The sequence below is a fragment of the Sphingomonas bisphenolicum genome (assembly GCF_024349785.1).
Classification (GTDB): domain Bacteria; phylum Pseudomonadota; class Alphaproteobacteria; order Sphingomonadales; family Sphingomonadaceae; genus Sphingobium; species Sphingobium bisphenolicum.
On record NZ_AP018822.1, the window covers coordinates 61178 to 75509 of the forward strand.

Here is a 14332-nt window from a genome sequence, read left to right on the forward strand (position 1 = left end):
TATAACGGAGGTTATATTATATGGCAAGATCGTCGCCTTTAGTGGGACGGTCCGCGCAGGCAGTATACATCCAACAGGCCTTGGGTCGGGCCGCTCGCGGTTTATCAATCGTGATAAATGTTCGGCGAAGACGAACAAAAGTCGCGTTTCTTAAACCAGGAGCCGATCGCCTGAGCCATATGTCGTAGAGGGGTTGCGGCACAAAGACCGATTTTGGATCACCGAGACCGGCTGCGTTCCTGGGGTTTGGGCTCGCGACCTGGACGAGGGATGGGGGGCGTGGCTGGGTCACGGCCGCGGACGATATCCTGCCTGACGATCGGGGAGGCGTCCTTGACCATTGCCGGGCGGATGTTCCGTCCCGCCGCAATATGCGCATCGAGCTGCGTGCGGGCAACTGTCATCACCCGCGCGACCGCTTCGGGATTGTCGAACAACGTCCGTCGGATCACCGCTTCCATCACGCGCATCTGGCTGTCGGCCGCACGATCGTTCGGCGTGTTGCCACGATCGCCGCGCCGGGCATCGGGCCGTTCCAAACCATTGCCGTCGCTCCGGCGGCTTATCCCGGTTGACCCACGGGCGACATCGACGTCACGGGCTGCCATGGGCGCGATCGTATTGCGGCTCGTCTCTCCGCGGAGCCGGTCGAGCTCCTGGAAATCGCGATCATTGGGCTTGTAGCCACGTACCTCCAGCCCCTTTTGACTCGCCTCGATCCAGACCGATCGCCGAAATTCTTCCGATCCCGTGACGTGAATCCGATCCCAATTGCGGTGTTGTGCGATCGCCACCAGATCCTTGACGACCTCCTGGCTCTCCGTCGCCGTGACCAAGCGCCGGCCCTGATCGCGAAACGCGGGATCCTTTGCTTGCGCCGTCGTGAAAAAGGCGGGTTCGCCCGACCATTTTGCCTTGTCGGCATAATAGCGCTTCCGCACGCTCTCCGGCACATCGCCCGCCTCGAGGGAATGCACCTTGGGCGCGCGGCGCGGCACACCGACAGCCCCGGCATGATCAGGCGCTTCAGTGGGACCCTTCGATCCCCCAGGCGAGGACCTTTCCGGCGGAACCGACCCAGGCGCCCGCGCCTTGCGCCGTTCGGCGGCGTCGATGCCAACGCTGTTGGTAGTGGTCCGCGCCGTACCCGATTGCTTGCGATCACTCTCTGCCATGGTCATGCCTCTCGGTCACAAATGCTGGAGATTGGGCGCCGGCACCCACGGGCTCGAGAACGGCCCGGGCCGTCATCGCCGTGACAAAGGCAATAGCGGCCTGTTCATCGCCGGGGGGTGGCAGATCCACCATGTTGCCGAGCACCAACATGTCATCGGTGATCTCGGCAAAGCCCGACAGTTCGTCATCGGTCAACGCGCGCGAGTTTGGTTGTGCCTGCTCCGCAGCCGCAGTCGCTGGACCGTCGTTCAACAGAGCAGCCCGCTTCGCGCTAAGGGCCTGCGCTAACGGATCGCTGCTGCTCGCCCCGCCTGCCAATTTGGCGGCGGACGACACGGCGTTAATCGCGATCGGACGGGGCGCAACCTTGGGCGGGTCACTGATCCGGCTCGTGAAGCGCTTCGAGCGGAAATACTCGATCTTGCGGCCCCTGACGGGCGGAATCCCGCCGCGCATCAGCAGAAGGTCGCCCTTGGGCATCTGCATCAGCTCCTGAGGCATCATCAGCGCGCGCCGCTGGTCCGATTCCGACACGCTGCGGTTGGCGAGCAGGCCATGGATCGTCCGGCTCTTCGATTTGACGTTCATCGTGAAAAAACCGAGCCGCTCGGAAAGTTCGTTGGCGACCTTCAGTTCTTTGGGTGTGAATACGATCTCCAGACCGCAGTTGGCGATGATCTCGTCGGTGACATCCACGCCATAGATACCGCGGGGCTGGGACCGGCTCTGGATGACTGGCAACAGGCGAAGCCCGTAGCCTGCAACGTAGGAAAACGCCGACGCGATGACCGGTGCCTTGCCGAGGCGGGCGAACTCATCGAGCAAAATGAGCACCGGCACGCGGCCGCCATTCTCAGGCAGTTCCCGCGTATTGAGATCGATCAGCTGCTGAAGAAAGAGGTTATAGACGGGCGCGATCCGATCAATATTGTCGGGCGATACGCCAAGATAGATCGAAATCCGCTCGCGGCGGATTTGGCGCAGATCGAAATCGGTCTCTGACGTCGCGGCATCGACATAGGGATTGAGCCAGAGATTGAGCTTCGAGGTGATCGTCTGCTTGATGCCCGAAAATGTGTTGTCGGACGCGGAGGTGAAGTCACTCAGCGCCGACACACAGGCCTGGCTCAGCCGTTGCCCCCGCTTCTGCGCCTCTTCGACGACCTTCGGCAATTCGACCTTCGGATCGCCCGTCGTCAGTCGCCGATAGATTTCGCCGATCGTGAAGGGGAGGGCGGGATTGGCCGCGACAAGGGCGCCGACGCCGACAAAGGCGGCGCGCGCCGCTTCCGCCCAGAATGGATCAGCCTTTTCCGGAGCCGGAAACAACATGCCGCCGATCTTCTGGAGTTCATTGATCACATCGGTGTCGTCGAGCCGGTCGATGAAGCTCAAGGGATTGTAGCGGGCGCTTCGCCCTTCGGGGTCGAGCGGATCGAACAGATAGACCGACTGGCCATGGCGCGCGCGAAAACCTGCGGTGATGTCCCAATTCTCGCGCTTCACATCAAGCACCACCACCGAGTCCGCCCAACTCAGAAGATTGGGGATCACTACGCCGACGCCCTTGCCGGCGCGCGTCGGTGCCTCAAGCAAGACATGTTCGGTGCCGCCGAAAACGAGATAGCGGCCGCCTTTCTGCCCGACGACGATCCCGCTGTTGCTGCGCAGATGTTCGCGCCGGATCTCGCTTTCGCGCGCGAACCGTGCCTCGCCATGGAGCGTGCGCCCCTGCTTCAGGATGATGAGCAGGATGACGAAGGCGATTGCGCCGCTGACCAGCGCACCGCGCTCCAGCCACAGATGCAGAAGCGGGTCGCGGCGATAGTACCAGAGCCATCCGGGTATCGCCGAGACCTGCGTGCGCGGGCCGATCTGGTTGAGGCCGACGAGCGCGACCAGCACCGCGCACAAGGCACATGCCAAAACGGTTGCCGCGAGCATCCCCGCGACGATCGCGACCTTAGTGAGCGGTCGCGCGTCCGACAGGCGGGTCAAAATACACCTCCTCGACTTCGAATTTTCCGGCGCGCTTGCGGGTCTGGACGACGACGTCGACCAACATGTGCAACAACCCACGGATATCGTCGCGGGCCAGATCGCGCCCGCCTTCGGACTCCTTCACCAGCAAGGTGAGCTGCTCGAAAGCGCCCATCGCTGAACCGGCATGGACGGTTGTAATCGAGCCGGGGTGACCCGAGTTCACGTTGCGCAGATAGAAAAAGGCAGTCCCGTCGCGCAGTTCTTGCAACAGAATGCGATCGGGCCGCATGCGCAGCGCACTTTCAAGCAGCTGCTTCGGGCCGACCTTGGCCAGGCCCTGTCGCTCGCTCGAATAGACCATATGCACGACGTTGCGGTGTTCGACGACAAGCTCGCGCGTATCCTCGATCGTGAGCAGCCGCTCGTCGGGCGGGATCAACTGGATCAGCGCCTTGGCAAAAGTGGTCTTGCCCGAGCCGGTCGCGCCGCTCACCAGGATGTTTTTGCGGGCGGCGACGGCGGTCCTGAAGAAGGACGGCCAGTCACCGGCGTCGCGCTGTGCCACCAATTGAGCATCGACTTCGCCAAGACCGCACGCCGCAGAGCGAGTTCCCTTGAACAGGCCGGTCTGCTCGAGCTGATCGATCGCCAGATTGACCCGGGAAGGCTTGCGCACCGTGAAGGACGGCGCGCCATTCGGGGTCACCGAGGGTATGACGATCTGGCACCGCTCTCCGCCCGGCAAGATCGTCGAGCAGATCGGGGTCTCGGCATTGACGTCCTGCCGGGTGAAGCTTGCGGCCGCGACGGCCAGCGTCGCCAGCCAATCGCTGTCGAGTTCGGCGACGCTATGCCAATGCCAACCGCGATGATCCTCGATGCCGACTTCGCCGGGCTTGTTGATCACCAGTTCGGTGACCTCGACCGGCTCCAGCAGCGGCAGGATCGGCGCGAGATAATGGCGCAGGACAGCGGTATCGCTCATCCTCAGCGCCGCAACTCGAGATTGTAGACGTCGGCGAAGTTGAAGTCCTTGGCGACGAAGATCCCGACCTCCTCGCCCTGGTTTTTCTTCAGCACCGGTCGGATATTGATGCTGTTCTGGAGTGCAATGCTCGCCCCCTCGCTCGGGGTCCGGGTCGTATTATTGAAGTTGTTGCTGCCACCTGAAACGGACTGCCCGGCGATATAAGCGGCGTCGTCGACCAGCGAGAGCAGCAACGCGCTACCGAAGCGCGCCCAGAAGAAGGTGTCCACGGACCCGGCGATGCCGGCGCGGCCAAGGGCGTCCGACCCCGGCGAAGCCAGGTCGATGCGCACGCCCTGCGGCGTGACGGCCCGCGTCCACAACACGAACAGGCGGTTCTGCCCTTGCTGGATGCCGCCATGATATTCGCCGAGGACTTTGGTGCCCTTTTCCATGAGCACGACACGGCCATTCTCCGAATAGACGTCGCGCGGAATCAGGCACGAGGTGTAACCGGGCTGCGCAGAATTCATCGCTGTCTGGAGGATGCACGGGATCAGCGTGCCGGCGGTGACGAGATAATTGCGGTTGGGCAGCATCGAGGCCCGTGCCTCGCCGACCGCCGAACTCTGTCGAAGCGCGTCGAGCGCATTGGGTGCGCCGCGGGCGGCCGTATCGTTAGCACCATCGCCGCCGTCCGGACTGGCGGTGCCGCTACCTGCGCCACTTCCACCGCCCGATGGCTGAAGCGCATCGCGCCCTCCATAGGCGATCAATGTCGATCGCCGTGCCTGGTCGGCCAGGTTCTGCCGCGTATTCTGCGGCGCGCCTGCCGGCGCTGCGCCCGGTTGCATGGCAGGAACGATCTGTCCGTCAGGGCCAACGACCTGCGTGCCAGGTGGAGGATTGATGACGGGTGCGTTGGGATCTGCGGCGAGAGCGCCAAGCGGCTTGGGTTTCGCCGCGACGGCATCATACGCGACGGTCTCGCGCGCTGCCAGATCGGGGCGTTTGGCCATCGACTCCGGTTTGCCCATCAGGCTGCCGGCATTGTTGGTGCTTGGCCCCGAGTTGACCCACAAGATGCCGAGAACCATCGCCGTTCCCGCGAAAATCAGGGCGGTGTTCCGCTTTGCCGGTGTCATCCCACCGATCGGATCGATGCCGCGCTCGCGGATGATTTCGTCGCGTTCAGGTGTTGGATCGCCTTGCGGGCGACGAGGGGCCTCGGCCGCAGACTCGTCCATCGCGCTCACTCCTTCGGGTCTTGTATGGTGCGTTCGACATGCGGCGACGCTGTGTTGGTGCCGTGATCGACGCCGTAAGGTGTTGGCGCGAGATTATAGATGCACAGCACCTCCCGGTTCCGGCGCAGACGCAGTTGAGCCGCCACAGCGTGAACGACCACGAACTCGTCCCGGACATCGAATGGGACCAACGTCTCCGAGCCGTCCGGGCGCACGAGATAAATCGCCGGGATTTCGTGGTTGCCGGGAAAACGCAGGACCGTGAACTGGCCGTTGTCGGAGATCTCCGACGGCTGAAGATCGCTCGCACCCTGGACCTTGTAGTTCAGATTACGCGGTCCATCGATGACGCCGTGGTCAAGGGCTCCCCGAACGGCGCTCGCCTGCAATGCCGCGACGCGCTGTGCTTCCTGCGTCGCGCGCATGCGAGCGGCACGATCAGCTTCATCGCGCGGGTAGCGAAACCGAACCTGGAAGAATGTATCACGGCTCCCGCTGCCGATGGGTCCTCGGCGCGCCGTCAGTTCGAAGGCGTAGTTGCGCAGCTCACCCCCGCGATTGGTCGTGACGATAAGGTTCGTTGGTCCCGCCCGCTCACGGGGTTTCAGGAACAGAATGTGACCGGCAACCGCCACTTCCCAGGAGACGGTGTCGCCGAGCGCGACATGTTCAATCGTCTCGTCGGCGCCAAGCACGACCTGGGTCGCTGTCCGGAATGTGCCGACGATCCGGTAGACCTGGGTCTCCTGATATTCGACGAACTTCACGCGTGGATCCGCCGGCCCACCGCGCGGCGTGTCCTCCGCGAGCGCGGGTGTCGCCATAATGGCGATAAGGCTCGCTAATGGAAGAAGGCGGTTCACCGCACCACCTCGGGGTCCGCGCGGTAATTCTCGACCTGGAACCCCAATGGGTTGCGATAGCGGTCGCCCTCCGCCATCGGCGCGTTCGTGTACCGGAAGGTGACGGTCGCGATCCAGTCGCTGCTTTGCGTATCGGTGTCGGTCTGCACTGTCCGCGTGAAGCGGACGTTGGCAACACGATCGTTGATGAAGGCGATATTGCGCACGCGGGCCTGGACGACCGCGCTCTTGCCCCACACGACCTGTGGGCTTGCGGCGTTGTTCGAGCTGAAAAACCGGCCCCAGCGTTGCTGCTCGCCTGGTTCGGACAGGATAGTGACGGCCCGGAAATTCTCTTCGGCCGCCGCCGGCAACCAGCTTTCCCGGGTCCGGACATATTGCGCGAGGAAAAATTTCGTGACCGCCTCATCATAGCGCATCGGCTTCTGGGTGACGGTGGTCTGCACGTCGACGGCGCCCGTCGTCTGATTGACGCGAATGATGTACGGCATGACCGTCTTCAGCGGCGCAAGGCCCGCGAGTGCGAAACCCTCCGCGGTCGCGGCAAGCAGGCCCAGGCCAGCTACCACCCAGGCGATGCGTTCGGACCGCAACGATTTACGCTGGCGGTCCTGATCCCAGGATCGGGCATGGCCGAAATAGAGTTCGGCGTCCTTGGCCGGCACGCCTTCGGTCTGATTCCGCATGATCAGCAACTTCCATAGGTGCTGGGAGCTGCTCGCGCCGATGTCTTCTCGGACAAAGGAACGGGCGGGGGCGGTGTGCCGCGATCAGCTGGTTGCTTGATCTGTGGCACGGGTGGTGGGGCAGGGGGCACCACCACGGCGGGGATCGGCGAGCCCGGCAGTACGCTCCCATAGATGTTGACGTCGCGCAGGTGCTTGCCATTGCAGACGGGCAGTTTCTTCGGCCCGGAAGCCCCTTGGGCGAGTGTCGGGAGCAGGGCGATGACGACCGCCGATCGTCGGAGCGCACGGACTATCGTGGACGGCCTCGTCATTGGGTGTTCCTTCCTCATGCGCGGCTCACCGAACCGCCGCGCTGAGCGGCCCGTTCGAGATTGCGACTGTTGCGAGCGATACGGCGTTGCTGGAACGGTGCCGCCATGGACCCCCACGCAGAGCCGGCGAAGGCGCCGATGCCGGCGGACGCGCCCCCGGCAATGCCGGTCGCGATTGACGGCGCCTGGAAAAAGAAGATCGTTCCCAAGAAAATATAAACGGCGAACAGCACCGCACCCAAGGCGGCGTCTCCAACACCTTCGGATGCGGTAATCGCGGTAGCACCAAGGTCAGTGATCAAGGCCGTGATCGCGATGATCACTGCCATCAGCACAATGAAGTTGAAGGCCTGCCCGAGCCAGCCGTGAAATAGCCTTCGCGTGGTCTCGAAGAGCGAAAGGGCGATGAAGATCGGTCCGAGCGCGATGATGATGGCCAGTGCCACCTTCGCGAAAACGGTGATGGAGAAGCCGATCGCCGCAGATAGTCCGGCAAGCGCTTTAAGACCGAGGCTCAGGACGTACAAAACGAGCTTGTATGGGTTGATATCGCTGTAGGTTGCCGCCTCGGTCTCGATCCTCGCGATAATAACGTCACACTGGCTGAAATAGTCGTCGAACACGTTGCCAACGCTCGTGACGGTATGCCCCGCCAACGCCTGCGAGATCGCATCAGGCATGCCGTGAAACAGGGGATTAGTTACCCACTCCGTGTAGGCGACCGTGGTGGCCGCAACGTAGAGCAAACACAGTTTCACCATTCGGTAGACAAGCTCGCCCCACGGCTCGCTGACGATGCCGCGCATCACCATGTAGCCGAACAGCGCAATATAGATGACCAAACCAAGCGCGAGTGGGCCGCGCACAACCTCGATGACATTGTTCAAGCGCTCGTTAAGGAACATGTCGAGCTTGCCGTCGATGTTGGTGTAGAGAGTGGTGAAGAGCCCGTCGGCCATCTCATCTTTCCCCGGTCAATGGGCCGGCGACAGCGAGCGCAGCTTTTGATCAAGCGTCTTCACACTCTCTGCGTTCGAGCATTCCTGTGCGTCGCGATGCGTGCCATCGGCGCACGCCTTCAGGACTTCCGCGAGCTCTTGGGGGTGGGCTTTGAGGTAATCCTTTCCGCGCGCAGGGGGTTGGCACGCGACCAGAAATGCCGGGACCAAAAGCGCGAATGCCTTGAAGATGGTTGCCTTCATTGATGGAGGCTCCCAAGCTTTCTTGCTAAGATTTGCTCGCTCTCCTGCTGCGATCGAATCCGCTGCTCCGCCGTAAGCGGGGTCTGACGGCCGCCTTGCATGCCGGGCATTCGCCGGGATGATTGCCGCTCTTTGAGCGGGGTGGCGGGTGTCGGACGAGATCGGGGATTCAGCGAGCTGTGCAGCGACTACTCATACGAGCGGTCGTATGAGTAGTCGGATAGAAGTCGTTAGCCGGGTGTCGGGCCGGCGGCGCTGGACGGTGGATCAGAAGCTGGCCGTGCTGCGGGATGCATTTGGCCCGGAGGGCTGCGTGCGCGCGGCCTGTGAACGCCATGATGTCGGCAGCGGATCGATCTACACGTGGCGGCGACAGGCGATGTCCGGTGAACTGGCCGGGGTACGCAAGCCGATCGAGCCCGTTTTTGCGGAGGTGCAGATCAGCGAGCAGCCAGCCTTGCCCGCCCCAACGCTCGCGGCGCGCAGCGGCAGCGTGATTGGCATCGAGCTGCCGTCAGGTATCAGGGTGAGCGTGGATGCCACGGTCGATGCCGATGCCCTGTCGCGGGTGATCGGTGTCCTGACACGATGATCCCGCTGCCACCATCGACGCGGATATTCCTGGCCTGCGGCGCGACAGATATGCGCAAGGGTTTTGACGGCCTTGCCGTGATGACGCAGCAGGTCCTGGAGCAAAGCCCGCATTCCGGCGCGCTATTCGTCTTTCGCGGCAAGCGCGGCGATCTGGTGAAGCTGCTCTGGTATGACGGCCAGGGCATGTGCCTGTTCTCCAAGCGGATGGACCGAGGGCGCTTTGTGTGGCCGTCGACGAAGATGGGGTCGGTGGTGATGACCGCAGCCCAGCTTTCGATGCTATTGGAAGGCATCGACTGGCGGCGACCGGAACGCACTTTCACCCCTTCATTGGCGGGGTAAAGCGCCCATTTTCTGGCACTTTTATTAGCATTTTTGCTGCTGATCTGCTATGTAAATGCAGTGTCGGACCCAGGCCTTTCCACCCCTGATAAAGACGCTCGGATCGCCGAGCTTGAAGCCGCATTGGCCGCCGCCCATGCCGATATTTCCGCCCGCGACATCCTGATCGACACGCTGCGCGTGCAGATCGCGCGCCTCAAGCGGATGCAGTTCGGCAAGTCGTCTGAGAAGCTCGATACCCAGATTGCTCAGCTTGAGCTGGCCCTTGAAGAGCTCGAAGGCGAGGCCATCGTCGCCGCCGCGCGTCGAGGCGATCCGGTAGCCGTCGATCGGCCATCACCGGTTCGGACGCTGCCAGCTCATTTGCCGCGCGAGGAGCAGCGGATCGAGCCCGATCAGGGTAACTGCACCTGTCCCGACTGCGGCGGCGCGTTGCGGCCGCTGGGGCAGGATAGCGACGAGATGCTCGATGCCGTGCCGGTGCAGTGGCGCGTCGTTCGGACCATCCGCCCCAAGTATAGCTGCCGGTCCTGCGAGAAGATCGTGCAGGCGCCCGCGCCGGTAAAGGCGATAGCGCGGGGCAAGGCGACCTTCGGCACGCTGGCCCATGTCGTCGTCTCCAAGTTCGACCATCATCTGCCGCTTTACCGTCAGGCCGAGATAATGGCCGCCCAAGGCATCGAGATCGACCGCTCGACGCTGGCAGGGTGGGTCGGGCAAGCATCCGTGCTGCTCGACCCGATCGTCAGTCGCATCCGCGAGGTCGGACTGACGGCTTCAAAGATTCACACCGACGATACGCCGGTCCCTATGCTCGATCCGGGACGTGGCAAGACGGCAACCGGCAGGCTCTGGGCCTATGCCGTCGACGATCGCGGTTCTGGTGCGACCTCACCGCCGTTGGTCTGGTATGAGTTCACCACCGACCGGACAGGCGCACATCCCCAACGGCAGCTGGCCAGTTTCACCGGCTATCTTCAGGCGGACGGCTATGCCGGATACGACAAGCTCTACGACACCAACCGCGTCACCGAGGTCGCCTGCTGGGCGCATTTCCGCCGCAAGATATTCGACATCCACGCGACCAAGCCGACACCGCTCACCACTGATCTGCTGGAACGCATCGGCCAACTCTATGAGATCGAAGCAGAGGTTCGCGGCCATCAGCCTGATATCCGACGACGAAGCCGACAGGACCGCACCAAGCCATTGATCGACGAACTGCACGAGGCGCTCGACGATGCGCTGCGCCGTCTTTCGCCCAAGTCGGAGATGGCCAAGGCGATCGCTTATGGCCGCAAGCGCTGGGTCGCGCTCACGCGCTTCCTCGACGATGGCCGACTGGAGATTGATAACAACATTGCGGAGCGCGCCATGCGCTGCGTGGCCCTGGGCCGCAAAAACTGGCTGTTTGCAGGATCAAAGGCGGGCGGTGATCAGGCCGCTGCCATCTACTCCATCATCGAGACTGCCAAGCTCAATGGCCTCGAACCGCAGGCCTACATCGCCGATGTCATCGCCAAGATCGCTGGCGACTGGCCTGCCGCGCGCTGGGATGAACTCATGCCTTGGAACTGGCAGCCAGATCAGCAACCGATCGCCGAAGCCGCCTGATCTGCGGCCTCCAGCCCACGCTTACGCTCCGCCTGCTGCCTCATTGTGAGCGCCTGAAGTTGCACTGCGTCGTTCTGGATATGAGCATTTTCCACGCCGACACGGGCTTGGATATCCATCACGTCCTTCGCGTCTGACGCGGTGTCGAGCGACGAGCGCAGTTCCTCGAGACCTGTCGTCCGCTGGGCGGTGACGCCATACGCTGCCTCGGCAATGGCCGCGTCGCGCGCCGCCATGTCACCATTTCGAGAGATGGAATCGCGGTTCGACCGCTCGAAAGCCGTCGCATCCGGGCGCAGTTCGGGAAGCTCGACGCGGTTGCTGATACGGATCCGATCTGCGGCGGTCCCAAGGCTACCGAGGCCCGTGGTGTCAGATGACATGAGGCGCTGAATATCCCGTGCTTCGCTCGGCAAGAGGTGGCGAACGGCATCGGTGTTCAGGGACGACGCGATCTGGTTGACGTTCGTCAGCTTGTTGACGCTGTTGTAGAGCTCGGTCGCCTGCGAAATCTGCTGTTTGCCCTGCTCGATCATCGACAGGGTGTTCTTCACGGTCGAGAGCGTCTGCAGGAAGGTGCTGGAATCATAGACCGGGATGCCTTGCGCGAACGCCGGCATGGACATCGTCAGTCCGCTGACAATCGCGAGCGCTCGTAATGCTTTCATGACCTCATCCTTTCCTTCTGGTGGTGGCTCGGCGGCGCTCGTGAAAGACGGGCAGCCAGTCGCTGGGATCGTCGCCATGTTCGCGGCGAACCTGATCGAGGATTCCCACGGTCTCAGTTGTGCCCGAGAGGACGGCCAGCTCGTCGGACAGCCCGCCGAGATCGAGTTCCACGACGATGGAATCGTGACCCTGCTTGACCAGAATGCGCATTTCGCGGAAGTTGGGCAGTGATTTCGCGCGATCTCGGGCACGCGTTTCACGGCATCGCGGGCAGCCATTTCGCGCCCTCGGGCAGGCTGGCCAACGGGTGTTATTGAGTCAGGGCTGAAGGCTTTGGTCAAGCAATTTCATGGTGCTCATCTTTTTTCGCATGCTGTCGCCGCTCAGGGTTAGGCGGTGAGCGTTGTGGACCAGGCGGTCGAGGATCGCATCTGCCAGGGTGGGATCGCCGATAACCTCGAACCATTGATCCACCGGAAGCTGACTGGTGACGATGGTGGAGCCCCGACCTTGTCGATCGTCGAGGATTTCCAGCAGATCGCGTCGCTCTGTTGCCGTCAGGACTGAGAGCCCCCAATCATCAAGGATGAGCAGTTCCGTACGTTCGATGGCTTTGAGAACGCGGGCATGTCGTCCGTCGCCTTTGGCTATGGCCAACATCTGGAACAGGCGGGGCACGCGATGATAGACAACCCGGCGACCATCACGGCAAGCTTTGTTGCCCAGTGCGCAGGCGATCCAGCTTTTGCCCAACCCTGTTGGCCCTGTGATCAGCAAATTTTCGTGCCGGTTGATCCAGCTGCCATCGATCAGATGCGCCATCACCGCGACATCAATGCCGCGAGGGCTGCGCATGTCGATATCTTCAACACAGGCCGCGTGGCGCAGGGCGGCAAAACGTAACCGCGTAGCCAGCTTCTTGGCGTCACGCTCTGCAGCTTCGCGATCGACGAGCAATCCCAGCCTTTCTTCAAAGCTGAGGCTTTCAAACGTCGCGCCAACGCGCCGCTGTTCATGAAGTGCCTTTGCCATACCGGAAAGCCCGATAGCCTCCAGACGGTCGCAAGTGGGATGGGACAGCAACAGTAATCTCCTCTGTCAGTGGTAATAGTTCTGGCCGCGGATGTTGCGGTGTTGCAGCGGCAGCTCTTCGGGGTCTGGTTCCAGGAAAGCCTGATCAAGACCGGTCTTCAGGATCGAGCGGATGGATGCGACCGATCGGGCCTTGATGGCGACGGCCCGGCGGCATGCGGCATCGATCCGCCGGGGCTCGAAGCTTTTGGCCAACGACAGCACGCCCAGGCAGGTTCGGAAGCCTTGTTCGGGGTGCGGCCTGTCCTGCATTACGATATCGCAAAACGCAGCCACGGAGGGCCCCAGCTTTGCGGCGCTGTTCAGAATGCGCGTCGCGGACCATTCGGCATAGCGGCGGTGCGCCGACGGCATATGCTCGGCCGCCGTGACATGACTACGCCGTCCGGGATCGCGCAGATGGCTAGCGACGCGTTTGCCACGATGGAAGATTTCTACCGTGGCATGAGTAACCCGCGCGTCCACGTCCTGCCGGATCAAGTTGAACGGCACAGAATACCAGCAGCGATCTACCTCGATGTGATAATCGGGGGCGACACGGGCCCGTTTCCAGCGCGCAAAGACATAGGGATCGGCGGGCAGCGGCTGCAAGTTCGGACGATCCAATGTGGCGAACAAATCAGCGCGACTGGCGCCATAGTCACGCATGACGCGCATGTTCAATTCGTCGAGCAATGGCCGGATGGCAGTGTTCAGCTCGGCTAGTGAGAAGAACCTGCGATTGCGCAACCTTGCCAGGATCCAGCGCTGGGCGACTTGCACGGCTACCTCGACTTTGGCCTTGTCTTTTGGCTTTCGCACGCGCGCCGGCAGGATTGCTGTGCCGTAGTACCCGGCCATTTCAGCATAGGTCCGGTTCAAGCCGGGATCATAGCGGTCCGGCTTAATCACAGCCGATTTCAGGTTGTCGGGTACGACCACCTTCGGCACACCGCCCAGATAGGCAAACATCCCCACATGGGCCGCAATCCAATCCTCCAGCCCTTCGCTGGCAACAGCCAAGGCGTAGGTATAGCTTGAGGCCCCCATCGCTGCGACGAACAGCTTGGCCGCTTTCACCTCACCGGTTGCCGGGTCAACGATCTCGATCGTGTCGCCGGAGAAGTCGACAAACACCTTTTCGCCGCCCACATGCGTTTGCCGCATGCTCGGCCGTACACGGCCTTTCCACGCGTCAAAGTGGGTGCAAAACCATGTGTAGCCAAATCCGTGGGGGTGCTGTGCCCGGTATTCCTGCCACAGCAACATGCGCGTGACCCCGCGCTTGCGCAGTTCCTGATCAATTACGGCCCAATCCGGAACTGGCCGGTCTGGATCGGCCACGTCTGAAGCGTTCGGGAATAGCAGCAGCTCAAGGCTGTCATCATCCAGCCCCTCCGGCAGGGGCCAGCCCAGTCCAGCATCCCGGGCGCGCCGCAGGTACGTGCCCACACTCCCTTTCCCAAGCCCAAGCGAGGACGCAATCGCCCGCTCACTCAGCCCTTGGGCAAACTTCAATCGCAAAACGTCGCGAATACGGCGCATGGTCAAACGTCCTGTCGGCATTCCAATCCTCCTGTGTTTCAGGAGGCGGAGTAACTGCA

General features: G+C 62.4%; 14 protein-coding genes and 1 pseudogene. 3 read left to right on the forward strand and 12 right to left on the reverse strand.

The features are described 5' to 3' along the window. Positions 1-218: 218 nt before the first annotated feature. From SBA_RS24935 to SBA_RS24970, 8 genes are all read right to left on the reverse strand, one after another. Complete coding sequence (locus SBA_RS24935) at positions 219-1175, reverse strand: LPD7 domain-containing protein (protein ID WP_261937547.1); 957 nt, start codon at positions 1173-1175, stop codon at positions 219-221. Continuing rightward, the gene (locus SBA_RS24940; RefSeq protein ID WP_179563635.1) at positions 1162-3120 is read right to left on the reverse strand and encodes a type IV secretory system conjugative DNA transfer family protein; all 1959 of its coding nucleotides are present in this window, start codon (positions 3118-3120) and stop codon (positions 1162-1164) included. The genes SBA_RS24935 and SBA_RS24940 overlap by 14 nt, the downstream gene beginning before the upstream one ends. Before the next feature lie 19 nt (positions 3121-3139). Then, positions 3140-4144, reverse strand: coding sequence for a P-type DNA transfer ATPase VirB11 (virB11, locus tag SBA_RS24945; protein WP_179563575.1), 1005 nt, complete (start codon positions 4142-4144; stop codon positions 3140-3142). A gap of 2 nt (positions 4145-4146) precedes the next feature. Further along, complete coding sequence (virB10, locus tag SBA_RS24950) at positions 4147-5373, reverse strand: type IV secretion system protein VirB10 (protein WP_179563576.1); 1227 nt, start codon at positions 5371-5373, stop codon at positions 4147-4149. Between the two features lie 5 nt (positions 5374-5378). Next, positions 5379-6236, reverse strand: a complete 858-nt coding sequence (gene virB9 / locus SBA_RS24955; RefSeq protein WP_179563577.1) for a P-type conjugative transfer protein VirB9 — start codon at positions 6234-6236, stop codon at positions 5379-5381. Further along, entirely contained in the window at positions 6233-6922 is a 690-nt protein-coding gene (locus SBA_RS24960) for a virB8 family protein (protein WP_179563578.1), read from the reverse strand. Before SBA_RS24960 ends, virB9 begins: the two co-directional genes overlap by 4 nt. A 328-nt stretch (positions 6923-7250) precedes the next feature. Beyond that, positions 7251-8195, reverse strand: coding sequence for a type IV secretion system protein (locus tag SBA_RS24965; protein ID WP_174839267.1), 945 nt, complete (start codon positions 8193-8195; stop codon positions 7251-7253). 15 nt (positions 8196-8210) lie between these two features. Next, positions 8211-8438, reverse strand: coding sequence for an EexN family lipoprotein (locus SBA_RS24970; protein ID WP_179563579.1), 228 nt, complete (start codon positions 8436-8438; stop codon positions 8211-8213). Positions 8439-8646: 208 nt separating this feature from the next. Here SBA_RS24970 and tnpA point away from each other — a divergent pair, with 208 nt between their 5' ends. The 3 genes from tnpA to tnpC all read left to right on the forward strand — a co-directional run bounded on the left by tnpA (position 8647) and on the right by tnpC (position 10988). Further along, positions 8647-9030 carry an IS66-like element accessory protein TnpA gene (gene tnpA / locus SBA_RS24975; protein ID WP_104960067.1) on the forward strand — a complete coding sequence of 128 codons (384 nt, stop codon included), beginning with the start codon at positions 8647-8649 and terminating at the stop codon, positions 9028-9030. Next, the gene (tnpB, locus tag SBA_RS24980; RefSeq protein WP_104960066.1) at positions 9027-9374 is read left to right on the forward strand and encodes an IS66 family insertion sequence element accessory protein TnpB; all 348 of its coding nucleotides are present in this window, start codon (positions 9027-9029) and stop codon (positions 9372-9374) included. The genes tnpA and tnpB overlap by 4 nt, the downstream gene beginning before the upstream one ends. A gap of 102 nt (positions 9375-9476) precedes the next feature. Then, positions 9477-10988 carry an IS66 family transposase gene (gene tnpC / locus SBA_RS24985; RefSeq protein WP_390902434.1) on the forward strand — a complete coding sequence of 504 codons (1512 nt, stop codon included), beginning with the start codon at positions 9477-9479 and terminating at the stop codon, positions 10986-10988. Here the strand turns inward: tnpC and SBA_RS24990 are convergent. From SBA_RS24990 to istA, 4 genes and pseudogenes are all read right to left on the reverse strand, one after another. Then, positions 10961-11656, reverse strand: coding sequence for a type IV secretion system protein (locus tag SBA_RS24990; protein ID WP_261937548.1), 696 nt, complete (start codon positions 11654-11656; stop codon positions 10961-10963). The genes tnpC and SBA_RS24990 overlap by 28 nt on opposite strands. Before the next feature lie 4 nt (positions 11657-11660). After that, a pseudogene (locus tag SBA_RS25365) lies at positions 11661-11879 on the reverse strand (hypothetical protein); the annotation flags it as partial. Between the two features lie 96 nt (positions 11880-11975). Continuing rightward, a complete protein-coding gene (gene istB, locus SBA_RS25000) occupies positions 11976-12740 on the reverse strand; it encodes an IS21-like element helper ATPase IstB (protein ID WP_006956108.1) in 765 nt (254 codons plus the stop codon). Positions 12741-12755: 15 nt separating this feature from the next. After that, positions 12756-14294, reverse strand: a complete 1539-nt coding sequence (gene istA / locus SBA_RS25005; RefSeq protein WP_007200412.1) for an IS21 family transposase — start codon at positions 14292-14294, stop codon at positions 12756-12758. Between the last annotated feature and the right edge of the window lie 38 nt (positions 14295-14332).